At 59.9% G+C, this 17,077-nt stretch carries 12 protein-coding genes and 1 riboswitch; of the genes, 3 read left to right on the top strand and 9 right to left on the bottom strand.

Annotated features, from left to right (window positions below; translation table 11 throughout):
* Positions 1 to 9: 9 nt before the first annotated feature.
* The 6 genes from uca to P7C00_RS16360 all read right to left on the bottom strand — a co-directional run bounded on the left by uca (position 10) and on the right by P7C00_RS16360 (position 7,887).
* Positions 10 to 3,588 (bottom strand): urea carboxylase, encoded by a 3,579-nt coding sequence (gene uca, locus P7C00_RS16385; protein WP_404936860.1) that lies wholly within the window; start codon positions 3,586 to 3,588, stop codon positions 10 to 12.
* Between the two features lie 195 nt (positions 3,589 to 3,783).
* Positions 3,784 to 4,425 (bottom strand): urea amidolyase associated protein UAAP2, encoded by a 642-nt coding sequence (locus P7C00_RS16380; protein WP_404936859.1) that lies wholly within the window; start codon positions 4,423 to 4,425, stop codon positions 3,784 to 3,786.
* Between the two features lie 10 nt (positions 4,426 to 4,435).
* Positions 4,436 to 5,158: an urea amidolyase associated protein UAAP1 gene (locus P7C00_RS16375; RefSeq protein ID WP_346633005.1), complete on the bottom strand. Its 723-nt coding sequence runs from the start codon at positions 5,156 to 5,158 to the stop codon at positions 4,436 to 4,438.
* 13 nt (positions 5,159 to 5,171) lie between these two features.
* Positions 5,172 to 5,960 carry an ABC transporter ATP-binding protein gene (locus P7C00_RS16370; protein ID WP_346633004.1) on the bottom strand — a complete coding sequence of 263 codons (789 nt, stop codon included), beginning with the start codon at positions 5,958 to 5,960 and terminating at the stop codon, positions 5,172 to 5,174.
* Entirely contained in the window at positions 5,957 to 6,772 is an 816-nt protein-coding gene (locus P7C00_RS16365) for an ABC transporter permease (RefSeq protein ID WP_404936858.1), read from the bottom strand. Before P7C00_RS16365 ends, P7C00_RS16370 begins: the two co-directional genes overlap by 4 nt.
* Positions 6,773 to 6,804: 32 nt before the next feature.
* Entirely contained in the window at positions 6,805 to 7,887 is a 1,083-nt protein-coding gene (locus tag P7C00_RS16360) for a putative urea ABC transporter substrate-binding protein (protein ID WP_404936857.1), read from the bottom strand.
* 61 nt (positions 7,888 to 7,948) lie between these two features.
* Positions 7,949 to 8,049, bottom strand: a riboswitch (guanidine-I (ykkC/yxkD leader).
* Between the two features lie 293 nt (positions 8,050 to 8,342).
* Between P7C00_RS16360 and P7C00_RS16355 the strand changes: the two genes are divergently transcribed.
* Positions 8,343 to 9,176: an enoyl-CoA hydratase/isomerase family protein gene (locus P7C00_RS16355; RefSeq protein WP_404936856.1), complete on the top strand. Its 834-nt coding sequence runs from the start codon at positions 8,343 to 8,345 to the stop codon at positions 9,174 to 9,176.
* A 177-nt stretch (positions 9,177 to 9,353) separates the two neighbouring features.
* On the opposite strand, the gene P7C00_RS16350 is transcribed toward P7C00_RS16355, so the two are convergent.
* From P7C00_RS16350 to P7C00_RS16340, 3 genes are all read right to left on the bottom strand, one after another.
* Positions 9,354 to 9,938: an SAM-dependent methyltransferase gene (locus tag P7C00_RS16350; protein ID WP_404936855.1), complete on the bottom strand. Its 585-nt coding sequence runs from the start codon at positions 9,936 to 9,938 to the stop codon at positions 9,354 to 9,356.
* A gap of 420 nt (positions 9,939 to 10,358) precedes the next feature.
* Positions 10,359 to 11,798, bottom strand: coding sequence for a PLP-dependent aminotransferase family protein (locus P7C00_RS16345; protein WP_402895026.1), 1,440 nt, complete (start codon positions 11,796 to 11,798; stop codon positions 10,359 to 10,361).
* A 223-nt stretch (positions 11,799 to 12,021) separates the two neighbouring features.
* Entirely contained in the window at positions 12,022 to 12,219 is a 198-nt protein-coding gene (locus P7C00_RS16340; protein ID WP_404936854.1) for a co-regulatory protein PtrA N-terminal domain-containing protein, read from the bottom strand.
* 258 nt (positions 12,220 to 12,477) lie between these two features.
* Between P7C00_RS16340 and P7C00_RS16335 the strand changes: the two genes are divergently transcribed.
* Entirely contained in the window at positions 12,478 to 13,677 is a 1,200-nt protein-coding gene (locus tag P7C00_RS16335) for an efflux RND transporter periplasmic adaptor subunit (protein WP_404936853.1), read from the top strand.
* A 21-nt stretch (positions 13,678 to 13,698) separates the two neighbouring features.
* Entirely contained in the window at positions 13,699 to 16,902 is a 3,204-nt protein-coding gene (locus P7C00_RS16330) for an efflux RND transporter permease subunit (protein ID WP_404936852.1), read from the top strand.
* The last annotated feature ends 175 nt before the right edge of the window (positions 16,903 to 17,077 follow it).

Below are 17,077 nucleotides of genomic sequence, written 5' to 3'. Positions count from 1 at the left end.
AAGAACGACTCAATCCAGTTCCAGCACGGCGACCCGCTGCCCGGCGCGTACCGCCGAACCGGGTTGCCCACGGATCTCCCGGACCACGCCGGCCAGGGGCGCCACGAGCGCAATTTCCATCTTCATCGACTCCAGGATTACCAGCACGTCACCGGCGGCGACCCGAGTGCCCGGGCTGACCCGGACCTGCCAGAGATTGCCGGCGATCTGGCTGTCGACACTGTGCTGGCCGCTTTCCAGAGGCGGCTCCAGGTCCTCTTGCACCGCCACGTCCTCTGCCTGGTAATGGGCCTGGCCATTGGTGATCCAGCGTTCGCGCTCGGCATTGAACGCCGCCTGCTGCTGGTGCCGGAAGGCCTCGATGCTGTCGGCTTCGCGGTCCAGGAAGGCCTGGTAGTCGGCGAGGTTGAGCTGACTGGGCTGGATCTCCAGGGCATAGCGCCCCAGGGGGAAGTCCCGGCGGATGCGCGCTAGCTCGGCGGCGCTCACCGGGTAGAAACGGATCTGGTCGAAGAAGCGCAACAGCCAGGGCCGGCCCTGGAACGCCGCCACCTCGCGGTAGCGATTCCACATCTGCAGGGTGCGCCCGACGAACTGATAGCCGCCGGGGCCTTCCATGCCATACACGCACAGATAGGCGCCACCGATGCCCACCGAGTTCTCCGCGGTCCAGGTGCGGGCCGGGTTGTACTTGGTGGTCACCAGTCGGTGGCGCGGGTCCAGGGGCGTTGCCACCGGTGCGCCAAGGTAGACATCTCCCAGGCCCATTACCAGGTAGCTGGCGGCGAACACGGTGTGCTGCACCTGGGCCAAGTCGGGCAAGGCGTTGATGCGACGGATGAACTCCAGGTTGCTCGGGCACCAGGGGGCATCCTTGCGCACTGTGGTCATGTATTTGTCGATCGCCAACTGGCAGGCCGGATCATCCCAGGACAGCGGCAGGTGGACGATCCGTGACGGCACCTGCAGGTTCTCGGTGGCGCATACGGCGGTCCATTCGCCGGCGATGATCGCCAGCAATGCAGCCAGGGGCAGTTGTTCCGGCCGGTAGTGCAGTTGCAGCGAGCGGATGCCCGGGGTCAGGTCGATCACCCCCGGCAAGGCCTTGGCCTCCAGGGCCTGCATCAGTGCATGGCCGCGAAAGCGCAGCACCAGGTCCAGCTCCGCGGCGCCGATTTCCAGCAGCAGGTGGGTGTCCCCGGACAGGCGCGCCACCAACCGGCTGGCGTCCTCGCCGATGTCCAGCACCACCGGGGAGCGCAGCGGTTCGGCGGCGGGATTGTCCGCCAGTTCCAGGTCATGCAGCGCAGCCTGCCGGGCCTGTTCCAGGGAGACCGGGAAGAACTGCAGTAGGTCCCCGGCCTTGAGCTGACCCAACTGCCACAGGTCGGCCTCGATCACCGTCACCGGGCAGACGAAGCCGCCCAGGCTCGGGCCGTCCGGGCCGAGGATCACCGGCATGTCCCCGGTGAAATCCACGGCGCCGATGGCGTAGGGGTTGTCGTGGATATTCGACGGATGCAGCCCGGCCTCGCCACCATCGCTGCGGGTCCACTCGGGCTTGGGGCCGATCAACCGGACCCCGGTGCGGCTGGAGTTGAAGTGCACCTGCCACTGGGTGTTGAAGAAGGTGTCGATGTAACCCTGGGCAAAATACTCCGGCGCGCCGTGAGGGCCATAGATCACCCGGATTCGCCGGACTGTGGGGAGCACGGTGACCTGTTCCAGGGGCAGGCTATGGCCACTGGGGCCCGCCTTGAGCGGCAGCAGGTGCAGCACATCGCCGGCCCGCAGGGCGCGGCCGCCGTGACCGCCGAACTGGCCCAGGGTGAAGGTGCTCTTGCTGCCCAGGTAGTCGGGAACCTGCACGCCACCACTCAGGCACAGGTAGCTGCGGGCGCCGGGACCGCTGATCTGGCCAATGCTCAGGGTGGCCCCCGCAGGGATCGACAGCACGCTGTTCATCGGCTGTGCAACGCCGTCCAGGCTCAGGGCAATGGAAGCGCCAGTGACCACAACCCGCGCTGTGCAGTTGAAGCGCAGCAGGGGGCCGCTCATGGTGATTTCCAGGGCCGCTGCACCTTCGGCGTTACCCAGCAAGCGGTTGCCTGCACGCAAGGCGCGGCTGTCCATCGGCCCGGAGGGCGGTACGCCCACAGCCCAGTAACCAAGGCGTCCCGGGTAGTCCTGGACGCTGGTCTGGGTGCCGGGGCTGAGCACCTCGAAGGTCGAGGCGCGGTACACCAGGCCATCCAGGCAGCGGGTCCAGGGCTGGCCACTGGCGAAGGGCGTATCGACGAGGATCTGCCGCAGGTAGTCGCGGTTGTGTTCCACGCCGTACAAGCGGCTCTCGCCCAGGGCGTGATGCAGGGCCAGGCGTGCGCTTTGCCGGTCCTCTGCCCAGCTGATGAGCTTGGCGATCATGGGGTCGAAGTAGGGCGGGATCTCACTGCCGCTTTCCACCCAGGTGTCGATACGCAACTGGCGGCCATCGGCGGCGGGGAACTCCACCTGGGTGAGCAGCCCCGGGCTGGGCTGGAAATCCCGGCCCGGGTCTTCGGCGTACAGCCGCGCCTGGATTGCATGGCCGCGGGGTTCCAGGCCTTCTTTCAAGGTGCCCAGAGGCGGCAGTTCACCGGCCGCCAGCTGCACCATCCAGCGCACCAGATCCACGCCCCAGACCTGCTCGGTGACGCCATGTTCGACCTGCAGGCGGGTGTTCACTTCCAGGAAGTAGAAACGCTGGTCGTGGCTGTCGAAGACAAACTCCACGGTGCCGGCGCTGCGGTAGTTCACCGCCTGGGCCAGGGTGATGGCGGCGGCGCACAGAGCCTCGGCCATGCCCTGGGGCAGGTTCGGCGCCGGGGTTTCCTCCAGGACTTTCTGGTTACGGCGCTGCACCGAGCAGTCACGTACGCCCAGGGCGATGACCTGGCCCTGGCCGTCGCCGAAGACCTGCACTTCCAGGTGCCGGGCCCGGGGGATGTATTTCTCGATGAACACGCCGCTATCGCTGAAGTTGTTCTGCCCCAGGCGCTTGACCGCCTCGAAGGATTCCCCCAGCTCGTGCGCATCATGGCAGACACGCATGCCGATGCCGCCTCCGCCGGCGGTGCTCTTGAGCATCACCGGGTAGCCGACCTGCGCGGCGGCGTGCAGTGCGGCGTCGAGGTCGTCCAGCAGGTCGCTGCCTTCCAGCAGTGGCACCCCGTATTCCCGGGCCAGGGCCCGAGCGGTGTGCTTGAGGCCAAACACCCGCAACTGCTCCGGGGTCGGGCCGACAAAGGCGATGCCGGCCGCTTCGCAGGCTTCGGCGAAGGCAGCGTTTTCCGAGAGGAAGCCGTAGCCCGGGTGAATGGCGCTAGCGCCGCTGGCGCGAGCGATGGCGAGGATTTTTTCCACGTCCAGGTAGGTCGCGGCGGCCGGGCCTTCACCGAGGCTGTGGGCCTGGTCGGCCTGGCGGATATGCAGGCTGGCGGCGTCGGCCTCGGAATAGACCGCGACCCCCTGGACTTGCAGCTCGCGCAAGGTCCGCAGGATACGGCAGGCAATGGCACCACGGTTGGCGATCAACAGTGTTTCGAACATGGCATGACCCCTGGGGGTGAGTGCTGGACTGCCCCCCACTGGGATGCGGGCCGTCCCGCAGTTTTCGAGTCAGCCCCCGGGTCGTCCCGGGGGCCAGGGTGCAGTCAGCTGGCGGGGCAGGGCCCTAGCGCTTCAGGCATTGAGCGGAACGGCTCTGGCACAGGGTGTACAGCCAGCGACGCAGGCGCGCGATCTTCAGTTCCATACCAGTAGCTCCGCAGGGGTGGGGTTGTAGGCGTTGCAGGGGTTGTTCAGTTGCGGGCAGTTGGAGATCAGGACGATGACGTCCATCTCGGCCCGCAGGTCGACGTACTTGCCCGGCGCGGAGAGTCCGTCTTCGAAACTCAGGCCGCCGTCGGCGGTAACCGGCACATTCATGAAGAAATTGATGTTGGGCCCCAGGTCGCCCTTGGCCAGGCGACCGTCATGGACACAGGCCCGCAGGTAGTTGTCGCGGCAGCTGTGCATGTGGCGCTTTTCCAGGGCGTAACGCACGCTGTTGCTCTCCTGGGCGCAGGCACCGCCCAGGGTGTCGTGGCGGCCGCAGGTGTCGGCCACCAGGGTCAGCATGGGCCGGCCGAGGTTGGAATAGAGCACGCTGCCGGTGCTCAGGTAGACCCGCTGCTGCCGGCGCAGGGTGCGCTGTACGTCATAGCGCTCCTTGGGATTGGCCAGGCTGTAGAACAGGGTGTCCACGGCCTGGTTGCCTTCCAGGTCGAGGATGCGCAGGGTCTGCCCGGTCCTGAGTTCCATCAGCCAGGGTTCGCCGGCGGGAATGGTGGCGCGGTACTGCGCGGTGTCCGGTGAGCGTTCAAGGGCGGCAAGTGCAAGCGACATGGGGCAATCCTCAGGCGAACAGGCGGTCGGTATTGATGAAGCCGCGCTCGTTCTCCGGGCGCGAGGTGCGGCAGTGCTCGGCGACGTCGGCGCCGGCATGCATCCAGCTGAGTTTCAGCGGCTGGGGGGCGTACTGTGGGTTGGGGTCCATGGGGTGCTGCAGGGCGGTGAGTACCACCAGGGTGTCCATGGGGGCGTAGAGCTCGATGCAGTCACCGGCCCGGGAGTTGCCGGGGACGAACTGCAAGCGGCCGGCGTCGTCGACCCGGACCCGGCTGAACAGGTTGAGGGTCATCGTCAGGTCCGACAGGCCCAGGCCCCATTTGCCCAGTTCCACCAGCAGGTTGTCGGTACCGTTGCGGTAGTAGCCGTTGCGCAGCTCCTGGTAGCGGCCCTGGCCGTATTTCTCGGCAACCTCCTCGGCACAGAGCACACCGCCCAGGCTGTCGCTCCAGCCGCAGGTGTCGCGGGTGATGGCGGCCAGTACCCGGCCCATGTCCGAGTACAGGCAATGCCCGGCGGTGAGCTTGGCGGTGTGCTGGCACTTGAGACTGTCCGGCAGGTTCAGGCGCTCGGTTTTCTCGTTGGCATTGAGCAGGGTCAGGCTGACATTGGCGCCACCGCGCAGGTCGGTCAGGCGCAGCAGTTGGCCGCGCTTGAGGATGAAGGAGCGGTGGCCGCCACCGGGCAGCAGTTCCTCGGCGAAGGGCAGCAATAGGCGGGTATCGAGCATGGGAAAGGTCCTTTCAGGTCCGGAGCAGGGAGGCCGCCAGCGCGGGCGGCAAGGTCGGCACGGCGGCGCGCAGGGCGCGGCGGTCGCTGTTCAACGGGATGTCGTAGGTGATGCGGGCGCCATAGGCACCGGGGGCATGGGGATCGACGCGCACCTTGTCGAACACCAGCAATCGGGTGCCGAGGCTGAAGCCTTCCGCCAGGTCATGGGTGACCATGAACACGGTCAGCGGAGTTTCTTGCCACAGCTCCAGCAGCAGGTGGTGCATGTCCTTGCGGATGCCCGGGTCGAGGGCCCCGAAGGGCTCGTCCAGCAGCAGCACACGGGGGCGCATGATCAGGGCCTGGGCGATGGCCAGGCGCTGCTGCATGCCACCGGAGAGTTGGGCCGGGTACTGGTCCAGGGCGTGACCCAGGCCTACTTTGTGCAACAGTGCCGCGGCCTGTTCCCGGGCCTGTTGCTTGGTACGGCCCAACAACCGGCCCAGCAGTGGTGAGCGTGGCAGTTCCAGGCCCAGGACCACGTTGTCCAGCGCCGACAGGTGGGGGAATACCGAATAACGCTGGAACACCACGCCACGGCTGGGATCCGGCTCCCGCGCCAGGGGCTGGCCATCCAGCAGGATCTGCCCGCGGCTGGCCTGCTCCTGGCCCAGCAGCAGGCGCAGGAAGGTCGACTTGCCACAGCCCGAGGCACCCACCAGGGTGCAGAACTCGCCTTCTTCGACTTGCAGATTGAGACCTTCGAGCACCACCTGACCGGCGTACTGCTGCCACAGGTTGCTGACCTTGATAAAGCTCATGGGCGAGCCTCCCCATGCCAGGGAAAGGCCACCAGAGTCAGGCGCTTGAGGCCCCAGTCCATCAGCCAGGCCAGCAGGGTGATCCAGGCCACATAGGGCAGGATCACGTCCATGGCCAGGTAGCGACGGACCAGGAAGATGCGATAGCCCAGGCCGTCGGTGGCGGCGATGGCTTCGGCGGCAATCAGGAACAGCCAGGCCGAACCCAGCATCAGCCGCAGGGATATCAGCAGCCGCGGCAGCAACTGTGGCAGCACCACCCGCAGGATAAGGGTCCAGGTGGAGGCGCCCAGGGTCTGGGCCTTGATCAGCAGTTCCACGGGAATTTCCCGGGCCCGCTGTTCCAGATCCCGGGCCAGGCAGGGGGTGATGCCGATGACGATCAGCATCACCTTGGACAACTCGCCGAGGCCGAAGACGATGAACAGGATCGGCAGGATTGCCAGGGGCGGCACCATGGACAGCACCGTCAGCAAGGGCGACAACGGCGCGCCCAGCAGCGGCAGGGTGCCGGCCGCGACCCCCAGGCACAGGCCGGCGAGGGCGCTGATGCCCAAGCCCATGGCCAACCGTCCGAGGCTGGCGGCGCTGTCCTGCCAGAGCAGGTAGTCGCCGGTGCGAGCATCGGCCTGCAATGCCATGCGTTGCAGCGCATCCGTCATCTGCACGGCGCTGGGGAGCAACTTGTCATTGGGGTTGGCCGTCAGCCGTTCGGCCGAACCCAGGAAATAGGCCAGCAGCAACAGGGTGAAAGGCAGGATCACCAACAGCAGTCGGCCGGGACGATCCGGGTGACGATTGATCAGGCGCATGGCCAGTTCCTCTTGTCGAAACGCGGCCCGGGTCACAGCTTGCCGTCGGCGGCCATTTGCACGTAGCTGGGGTCGAAGCGCAGCTTGAGATTGTCCGCAGCACCGCTGATCACGGCATTGGCAAAGCTCATGCCGACGGCGCTGCTGTCCCTGGCACCTTCCCCCAAGAGGCCGTGACGAAAGGAGAAATCGGCGACCCGGGCCATGGTGTTCGGCAGTTCGGGACTGGTGGCGAAGGCCAAGGCTTCCCGGGCACTGGCGAACAGCCGAGTGGTGGCGAGCTGGGCCTGGAAACCGCCGAGATCGGTGCCCGAGGCCTGGGCCATGTGCTGCAGTGCGGCCTGGCTGTCGGCGTTGCCGGCATACATCAGCGCCACCACTTCGAACCAGGCTCCGGTCAATGCCTTGCCCAGGGCCGGGTTGTCTCTGAGGGTGGCGCTGTTGACCACCATCATGTCCATGATTTCGCCGGGGATCTGACTGGAGTTGAAGACTTCGCTGACGCCGCTGGTGCGAGCGTTCGACTGGGCCTTGATCTCGGAAAGCATCGGATTCCAGGTGGTGACCGCCTGCACCTGATCGGTGTTGAAGGCGGCGACGATGTCAGCGTCGGAGGTGTTGACCACCCGCAGGTCCTGCTCTTTGAGGCCCACCGAGTCCAGGGCTCGGGCCAGCAGATAGTGGGAGACCGAAAGCTCCACCAGATTGACCGACAGGCCCTTGAGGTCGGCCAGTTGCCGGTCCTTGCCCTTGAGCAGCACCCCGTCATTGCCGTTGGAGAAGTCGCTGATGATCAGCGCCGTGCTGTCCACGCCACCGGCTGCGGGAATGGTCAGGGCGTCCATGTTGGTCATGGTGCAGCCGTCGAATTGGCCGGCGGTGTACTGATTGATGGATTCGACGTAGTCGTTGAGCTGCACCACATCGATGCTGATGCCGTACTTCTTCGCCCATTTGTCGACGATGCCCTGGCTGCCGGCGTATTCCCACGGCATCCAGCCGGCATAAATCGTCCAGCAGACACTGAAATGATCCTTGGTCGCGGCCGCAGACGAGAGGCTGACGAGGGCCGCAAAGGCGGCAACAAGCAAGGCGGGTAGACGCAGAGGGGGCATAGGGATTCTCCAGTTGATCAAGGGCGGACAGGAGGCAACGCGGCACCGCTAACGGTGTCTTGTCTCCCGGGCTTTTTTCCCGCCGTGTAACCTCAACTGGAGGTCGCCGACTCTCGGACCAGTCACTCGCAGTTGCGAGCCGGAACCCTAGTCAGCCATTGAAATTGTGGTGCCGCGAACCTGTAATGCTCCTGCACAATCCAGAGATAGCGAGATCCATGCCAGCTTTGCCTGGAGGGCACAAAGATCGCTGCATTAGCTGTTGCAGAGCGCTCGAAGCGTGGTTGGCAAAACCGGGCAAGGGGCCTGACTCAAGCGTTCTGCCGGCGCGAACTTGGTGCATGCGCACTCAATTCGGGCGTCAGGTCCGGTGAGCACCAAGAGAAAAGCCAGGGCTGCCTATACTGCAATCCGGATTTCGTTCAACCGTGCCACGACCTGCAACAGGAACTGCCATGAACTTCAAGGAAATCGCCTACGAGCAACATGGACCCGTAGTGGTCATCCGCTTCAATCGCCCCGAGCAGCGTAACTGTATCGGCCCCGTGACCCACCGTGAATTGATCGATGCCTGGACGCGTTTTCGCGACGACGACACAGCCCTGGTCGCGATCATTACCGGCACCGGCGATCGGGCCTTTTGTGCCGGCGGCGACCTCAAGGCTGCCGCGCAACTGGTGCCGTCGAGCGCCGAGGAAATCGCCGCCCATGATCGCGGTGAGCGCCCAGGAATCATCGGCCCCAGCCGCTGGGTCGACGTCTACAAACCGGTGATCGCCGCGGTCAATGGCGTGGCCTATGCCGGCGGCCTGGAGTGGGCCTGTTTTGCCGATATGCGCATCGCCGAAGAGCATGCCTCGTTCGGTGTCACCTGCCGCCGCTGGAACATCGGCCTGGCGGACGGCGGCACCCAGCGCTTGCCGCGGATTATCGGCATGGGGCGGGCCATGGAGCTGATTTTGACCGGCAAGGTGATCGATGCCCAAGAGGCGTACCGCATCGGCCTGGTCAACGAAATAGTGCCCAGCGGGCGCTCCCTGAAGCGCGCGCTGGAATTGGCCCAGGTGCTTGCCGGTCTGCCGCAACCGGCGATGCGCTCGGACAAGGAAGCGGCCATCCGCGGTTACGGATTGCCCTTGGCCGAAGGCTTGAAGATAGAAGCCCAGTGCTTCAATCGCTCGATCCACGCCCCTGAAACCCAGGAAGGATTGCGCCGCTTCATCGATCGCGATCACCCAGATCGCGGGGCTCGGCAAGCCCCCGGCACGCCGGGCATTGTCAGGGATTGAGGCCCGGCGCCGGGTTTCAGGCTTTCTGCGAGGCGCTGTTGTCCGCCGTGGTGTCGGCGCTGGAGAGTACGCTGACGCTATCGCACTGATGCGCGAGCTAACAGGGCGGCTAAGAAAATCCTCCGATATTGAAGACCTGGGTTCCTGCGCGGTCGAAACTTTAGGCGCGCGCTCGGCCTATCTCTTTCTTGCGATGAATTGAACCACGCACGCTGGCCCGGTATGGAACTTTCCTTCGATTACATCCCGTTCGATCTCGCGGGACATCAGCACATCAAAGTGCGGGAATTCCTGCTCTATCTCTGAGCCAGCCATGAGCATGTCCAGATCATCCGGGCCCCCCGTGTCCCGGGTGAGTTGGTCTTTTCGATAGGCCTCAAGCAGGATGATTCCCCCCGGACTTAGTGACTGAGCTACCAAGCCATGCAACCTTCTACGCACGTAGCTAGGCATGTGCGCGAAGATCGAGACGACCGCTCCGAAAGCACCCTCCGGCGGCCTGTACGTTGCCATATCGGCAATTTCGGTGCGGATTGTTACGCCTTTCAGTGCCGCGAGTTTGTGCGCTTTAGTGAGGCCAACGGCGGAACTGTCCACGCCAAGGACATCCAGACCCAGCGAAGCAAGGTAAACAGCGTTTCGTCCTTCGCCTTCGGCGACGCTGAGCACAGGCCCGGAAAGTAGGCCTGCGTGCTCCGCCAGGAAGGCGTTCGGCGTCATTCCATATACATATTCGTCAGCGGAATAGTGTGCGTCCCACATGCTGTTCGACTCCTTGGTCTATTTCCTACGTTAAATGGCAGTTCTGAGGCCCGACGGATCAAGCGCAAATGAGGTGTTTGAACAGTTGCTCCTGTGACAGCCCGGCGCGGGTATCCTGGACGGTTGCTCGGACGGCCTCTTCACCGAACACCATGCCCTGAAAGTAGGTGAACTGGGGGTCGAACAATCCGAGAGTGTTAAGTACCTGGCGCAGGTAAGACGTTAGAAAATCCGGCATTGCGACTTACTTGGGTATTTCGCGAGGTATTACCTGCCGCCCGGAGTAGGTGTTATCGCACGTGTCTTGACCTGATTAGCCACACGCTGCTCTAGCCTGAAGGTAACAAGTCAGTTCCCTTCGTGGCGGTAGCAACAAGAATCACTGGCGCCTCATAAAATTATAAATTTCGATGTTGCAGATCACCTTGGATCAAGTTGTAAAAGAATGTCATACAAACGATCCAACGCGGGGTCAATATCGAGCGTTTCGATAGAGCCGAATCCAAATAATAAGCCTTTTCTGGGGGCTTCCTGATAAAAATAACCCTCAATTGAGTAAAGGCCTACCTCTACCTTTCTGGATAACTCAATCAGCAGCTTGAGATCGATAGGATTCTTGAACAAGGCTGCTATGTGGAAGCCAGCTGTGGTGTGGATCGGCTCCAGCCAAGGAGACAAATCACCATTGAGACGGCTACGAATACACTCCCTGCGCCCGGCGTAAATAGCACGGCACCGCCGAATGTGTTTCTGCAGCTCCCCGTCAGCCATAAACTTGGCCAAAGCCCATTGTGGTAGCAATGAAGTATGGTAATCAGTGAACTGTTTGGCCTTTATCACAGCCTCTAAAAGCACGGGTGGAACAACGACATAACCCAAGCGCAATTCTGGCAGCATAGTCTTAGAGAATGTTCCTACGAACGCGACTATCCCGTACTCATCCATGCTTTGTAGTGAGTCCGTTGGTAGCCCCTCATATCTGAACTCACTGTCGTAATCGTCTTCGATAATAATAGCGCCAAGTTCTCTAGCCCGATTCAGCAGGGCCCGTCGCCGCTCAAGACTCATCGGCATGCCTAACGGAAACTGATGAGCTGGGGTGACGTAGATGAGGCGTGTTTGGTCCGGAATGAGGTCAACACGAATACCATCCTTGTCTACTGGCACGCCTACCACGGCGGCCCCTTGAGACGCGAACAATAATCTAGCCGGCGGGTAACCCGGATCTTCCACTGCCACTATGCTGCCTTTCGTCAACACTATGCGGGATATCAAATCCAGCGCTTGCTGCGCTCCATGACAAACAACCACATCACTATCTTGGCAAACGACTCCCCGGCAGAAGGCTACATGTTGAGCGATAGCTCCGCGTAAGGCGGGAATGCCCGCGATGTTACTGTAGAAACCTAACGATCGTTGCATCTGACGCAGGCCATATTGCACACAGCGACGCCATTCGTTTTGAGGAAATTGACTCTTGTTGGTTGCTCCCCCTACAAATTCACAGCGCAGTGTGCCTTCCAAAGACGGATCGGGAAGAGGGGAGTGAAGTGACTTCCAAAAATTTAAGGTTTCGGCACATGCCAGCTCAGAAGTTTTCTGCTTGCGCAGCGTCTTCGAAGGACGAGCATTGACGTAGGTTCCCTTGCCAACCTTGGCTATCAGAAAATTCTCGTACGCCATTTGTGCGTAAACGTCGGAAATGGTTTTCCGCGAAATGCCTAGCTGCTCTGTGAGTAGCCTAGTTGGCGGCAGTTGCATGCCTGCTGCCAATCGGCCGCTTTCGATCGCTTCACGCAGTTGTTTATACAACTGCGCAGCGAGATCTTTACGGCCATTGATGACAACATGTAGTTCCATACCGCTAGTCTCCTCGTAGATGCTATTCAAAATAGCATGACGTTAGAAGGTGTTGAAGGCCAGCGGTGAAGCCGTGGTAAAGCATTATTTTTCAGTATTGGCCCAATTCGGCGCTTGCATTTTTTACCGATCCAAAATGGATGATCGAAAAAGAATGAAGCGGCCCTTACGCGTGGCGTGAGGGCTACTTAACTTCTACTTAGGGCGATGCAGTCATCGCCGATTAGTTGCTTTCTAAGTTCGCTTCTTCATCAGACTTGGTGGTTTTTTGAGTATCGCTTTTGGCTTCGGCTTGTGCAGCCATTGCTTCCTGAACAAGGATTTCATTTTTTTCCTGAAGTCTGTCAGCACCACCTTCAGCGAAAGCCAAAGAACTAAGTGCGGACAAAAACAAAGTGAATGTAACAATAATCTCTTTCATGAGAGCGTCTTCCGAGTAGTGCCACTGTTTGTGATTTGATATTTAGGATATTTGAAAGCCTGCACTTGGAGAACGCCCAATGTACAAAAAAACAAGATGACCAATTCTCGAATCTGGCTCAAAAGATGGAGGATGCCGGTATATCGATTTTATAAAAAATTGGATGTTCCGCTTCGCTGCCTAAGCATCTACCGTGGCGGCTGGCTGATGAAGTTATCACTGCTCAGTAGTTGCATTCATCCATGTGCGAGACCTAACATGAAGACCTCAAAGCCAATGGCTAAAAAAAGCAAAACTGCACTCGCTGTCAGTGTATTGATCATACTGGGCGTGGGCAGTTACCAAATACAACGTCCAGTCGCCGCTCCAGCGGCCCAATCTGAAATCACAGCGACATCTGTGAGCGTTGCGCAAGTCATTGAAAAAATGGTTGTCGAGTGGAGTGACTTTTCTGGCCAGGTAGAAGCGGTTGAACATGTCCAGATTCGCCCACGAGTCAATGGCACCATCGATGCTGTGCATTTCCAGGAAGGGCAGATGGTCACCAAAGGGGCGACGCTGTTCACAATCGACCCACGCCCTTACCAAGCGGCTTTGGCTAAAGCCCAAGCGACTCGCGAAATTGCCAAGGTGCGCCTCGCGCTAGCTAAAACTGAACTGGCTCGTTCGAGCAAATTAATTGTCGAGCGGGCAATCTCTCAGCGCGAGCACGATCAACGCACGAATGAAGTGCTTGAAACTCAAGCGGCCCTGAACGCAACACAGGCAGACGTACTGAGCGCGCAGCTGAATCTGCAATACACGGCTATCACTGCGCCAGTAACCGGCCGGGTTTCTCGTGCCGAGCTCACCGTTGGTAACCTGGTAGGTAGTGGTCAGGATGCTCCAGTCCTCACCAGCATCGTTTCTGTGTCTCCGGTCTACGTGAGCTTTGAGCTTGATGAAGCGAGCTATATTCGCTTCGTTCGCAACGGCGCGAAGGGTAACACCGGAGTCAACAACTTGCCGGTATTCATGGGCGTGGCGAATGAGAGTGATTTCCCTTATAGCGGGCGCATCAAATTCTTGGACAACCAACTCGATCGTCAGTCCGGAACGCTAAGGGTGCGCGCGGTGTTCGACAACGCGAACGGCGAGCTCACACCTGGAATGTACGCCCGCGTTCGCACTGGTGATTCCGCCCCGCGGGCTACGACGCTCATACGCGATCAGGCGGTAGGCACTGATCAATCCAAAAAGTACGTGTTTGTAGTCACTTCGGACAACAAGGTGGTCTACCGCGAGGTAACTCTAGGCCCAGTAATTGATGGCTGGCGTGTAGTACGTTCCGGTCTCTCAAAAGGTGAGCGCATCGTCATAGAAGGGCTGCAAAAAATCCGCCCTAACGATCTAGTCGAGCCGCAGCCAGCCGTCAGCGCAGTTGCAGTCGGCGCCCAAAATCAACCTGGAAGATCCTGATCTTCGGTCAGTAAGGTTCACATGAACATCTCGCGCTTTTTTATTGATCGGCCGATTTTCGCTGGAGTGCTTTCAGCGATTGTGTTCATTGCCGGTCTGATTGCAGTTTTCAATTTGCCCCTATCCGAGTATCCGGATGTAGCTCCACCGTCCGTAGTGGTCAAAGCTCAGTATCCTGGCGCGCACCCACAGACAATCGCCGAAACTGTGGCAACACCTATGGAGGAGCAAATCAACGGCGTGGAAGGGATGCTGTACATGAATTCCCAAGCCACCCCGGATGGACAGCTAACCCTGACCGTAACCTTCAAGCTCGGCACCAATCCTGACCTCGCACAGCAGATGGTGCAGAACCGCGTAAACCAGGCATTGCCTCGTTTGCCCGAAGCGGTGCAGCGCCTGGGTGTCACCACTCTCAAAAGCTCGCCTGACCTCACGATGGTGGTGCATTTGCATTCACCAAACGAACGCTATGACATGCAGTACCTTCGCAACTACTCCCTGATCAACATCAAGGACCAACTCGCGCGTATTCCAGGCGTGGGACAGGTTCAGGTTGGGGGCTCGGGCGACTACGCGATGCGTATTTGGCTTGATCCGCGCAAGTTGGCGGCTCGCAGCCTGGCACCCATTGATGTAGTGCAGGCGCTGCGCGAGCAGAATGTCAACGCAGCCGCAGGTGTGATCGGCGCAGCTCCTTCAGCTCCGGGTGTTGACTATCAAATTTCGGTGAACGCTCGAGGCCGTTTGACAACCGAGGAAGAATTCCGGGACGTGATTGTTCGCACTTCAACTGACGGTCGCGTCACACGTCTTCGTGATATTGCCCGTGTAGAACTGGCGGCCGGCGAGGATGCGTTACGCACGTTGGTGGACAACAAACAGGCTAACGCCATCTTCATTTTCCAACTTCCTAGTTCCAATGCATTGCAGATTTCTGACGATGTGCGCAAGACCATGGCGGAACTGAAAAAGGACATGCCAGAAGGCGTGGACTACCGGGTTATCTACGACCCAACGCAGTTCGTGCGCTCTTCGATTGATGCGGTCATTCACACACTGCTTGAGGCTATTGTGCTGGTCGTCTTGGTGGTCATTATTTTCCTCCAAACATGGCGTGCATCGATCATTCCACTGCTGGCAGTGCCCGTATCGGTGGTTGGTACATTTGCCATCATGTTGATGATGGGTTTTTCGATCAACGCCTTAAGCCTGTTCGGGCTTGTCTTGGCAATCGGGGTAGTGGTCGATGATGCGATCGTAGTCGTTGAAAATGTCGAGCGTAACATTGGTCTCGGCCTGTCGGCCCGTGAAGCGACGTATCAGGCCATGCGCGAAGTGTCGGGGCCGATCATTGCGATCGCGCTGACCCTGTGTGCGGTCTTCGTGCCATTGGCGTTCGTCAGTGGGCTTAGTGGGCAGTTCTTCAAACAGTTCGCCTTGACCATTGCCATTTCGACAGTGATCTCCGCGTTCAACTCGTTGACCTTGTCGCCTGCTTTGGCTGCGATTTTGCTAAAGGAGCACGACGCGCCAAAGGACGCGTTTCAAAAAGCATTCGACAAAATCTTCGGTGTTTTTTTCAAACACTTCAATCGGTTGTTCGGCCGAGCCTCTGACAACTATGGGACGGGCGTTTCACGTGTTCTCAAGCGCAAATCACTGTCGTTACTGGTTTATGGAGTACTGGTCGTAACTGCCGTGTTGATTTTCAACAAAGTTCCGGCAGGTTTTGTCCCTCCACAAGACAAGCAATACCTGCTGGGCTTAGTTCAACTGCCAGATGCTGCATCCTTGGATCGTACTGAAGCAGTATTGCGCGACATGACTACCACAGCGTTGGCGGAGGAAGGCGTGCACGCGGTCACTGGTTATGCAGGCTGGTCCATTAACGGCTTCGTTAGCAGCCCTAACTCCGGTGTTGCGTTCTTCTTGCTCAAAGACTTCGCCGAGCGTAAAGGACCAGGCATGACGGGCAACGAAATTGCTGCTCGGCTCAATGCCAGGTTCGGGGAGATCAAAGGCGCTTACACCGCAGTATTCTCACCACCGCCGGTGTCAGGTATGGGGAACGTAGGCGGCTTCAAGTTGCAGCTTCAGGATCGTGCTGCACTCGGCACACCGGCATTGAATGATGCGCTGCAAGCGTTCATGGTCAAGGCCAAGCAAGCCCCTGAACTCGCCGGAATGTTCTCCAGCTTCCAAATGAACGTGCCTCAACTGTACGCTGATGTCGACCGTACTCGTGCTCAGCAGTTGGGGCTTTCAATCCCGTCGGTATTCGAAACACTGCAAATATACCTGGGCTCCATTTACGTCAATGACTTCAACAAGTTCGGACGTACCTTCCAGGTTAAAGTACAAGCCGACTCCGAGTTTAGGGGGCATGCGGAAGACGTCGGCTTGTTCAAGGCGCGTAACGACAAAGGTGACATGGTGCCGTTGGCGTCGGTGTTGAAAATGACGCAGACCTACGGGCCAGATCAAGCGGCGCGTTACAACGGTTTCCCCTCGGCAGACATCAGCGGTGGAGCGGCTCCGGGATACAGCAGTGGCCAGGCGCTAGAGGCAGTCGAACGCATTGCAGCCGAATCCCTGCCTCGTGGCATAGGCTACGAATGGACAGAGTTGACCTACCAGAACAAGATTGCGGGCAACACGCTGTTCATCATCTTGCCGCTGTCGATGCTGTTGGTGTTCTTCGTGCTCGCTGCACAGTACGAAAGTCTGACGTTGCCAATCGCTGTTCTGCTGATTGTTCCCATGGGCATCCTTTCTGCAATCACTGGAGTCTGGTTGACCGGCGGAGACAATAACCTGTTCACCCAGATCAGCTTCGTGGTGCTCGTGGGGCTGGCTTGCAAGAACGCGATATTGATCGTCGAGTTCGCACATGAACTGGAGCATCAAGGCCGTTCGATTCGCCAAGCCGCAGTTGAAGCGGCGCGCCTTCGCCTGCGTCCAATTCTGATGACCTCGATCGCCTTTATTGCGGGCGTTATACCACTAATTACCTCCAGCGGTGCAGGTTCTGAGGTGCGTCAAGCCATGGGGGTCGCCGTATTCTCGGGGATGATTGGTGTAACGTTCTTTGGCCTGTTTTTGACTCCAGTGTTCTATGTGCTGCTTCGTAATCTGTCGGTGCGTCTCTTGCGCCTGCCCCAAGTGTCGCCAAGCAACATCGCCAACAATGCTATTCCTCATCCGCTCACCGAGGAGGCTTGAGCAATTGGGTAAAGGCAGATACCGAACAAGTCGCTCTCGCAAAAAACACTACCGGGACTTGGGCGACGTGAAGGTGAAACTCTGCAGGTCAATGGCCCTGCTATTTCTTTAAGTATTGGCGGTGGTCTGCCCTGGCAGGACATCCTACATTCGTAACACAACCGAGATGGAGCCG

The organism is Pseudomonas sp. JDS08PS003, from assembly GCF_045013505.1.
Lineage (GTDB): Bacteria > Pseudomonadota > Gammaproteobacteria > Pseudomonadales > Pseudomonadaceae > Aquipseudomonas > Aquipseudomonas protegens_B.
The sequence above is the reverse complement of the archived record's forward strand: the minus strand, read 5'-3'. Positions and strand labels throughout refer to the sequence as shown.

Coding starts and splice junctions, on each gene's coding strand:
- P7C00_RS16330 (WP_404936852.1), top strand. CDS start 13,699: ATGAACATCTCGCGCTTTTTTATTGATCGGCCGATTTTCGCTGGAGTG.
- P7C00_RS16335 (WP_404936853.1), top strand. CDS start 12,478: ATGAAGACCTCAAAGCCAATGGCTAAAAAAAGCAAAACTGCACTCGCT.
- uca (WP_404936860.1), bottom strand. CDS start 3,588: ATGTTCGAAACACTGTTGATCGCCAACCGTGGTGCCATTGCCTGCCGT.
- P7C00_RS16355 (WP_404936856.1), top strand. CDS start 8,343: ATGAACTTCAAGGAAATCGCCTACGAGCAACATGGACCCGTAGTGGTC.
- P7C00_RS16365 (WP_404936858.1), bottom strand. CDS start 6,772: ATGCGCCTGATCAATCGTCACCCGGATCGTCCCGGCCGACTGCTGTTG.
- P7C00_RS16380 (WP_404936859.1), bottom strand. CDS start 4,425: ATGTCGCTTGCACTTGCCGCCCTTGAACGCTCACCGGACACCGCGCAG.
- P7C00_RS16375 (WP_346633005.1), bottom strand. CDS start 5,158: ATGCTCGATACCCGCCTATTGCTGCCCTTCGCCGAGGAACTGCTGCCC.
- P7C00_RS16340 (WP_404936854.1), bottom strand. CDS start 12,219: ATGAAAGAGATTATTGTTACATTCACTTTGTTTTTGTCCGCACTTAGT.
- P7C00_RS16350 (WP_404936855.1), bottom strand. CDS start 9,938: ATGTGGGACGCACACTATTCCGCTGACGAATATGTATATGGAATGACG.
- P7C00_RS16370 (WP_346633004.1), bottom strand. CDS start 5,960: ATGAGCTTTATCAAGGTCAGCAACCTGTGGCAGCAGTACGCCGGTCAG.
- P7C00_RS16345 (WP_402895026.1), bottom strand. CDS start 11,798: ATGGAACTACATGTTGTCATCAATGGCCGTAAAGATCTCGCTGCGCAG.
- P7C00_RS16360 (WP_404936857.1), bottom strand. CDS start 7,887: ATGCCCCCTCTGCGTCTACCCGCCTTGCTTGTTGCCGCCTTTGCGGCC.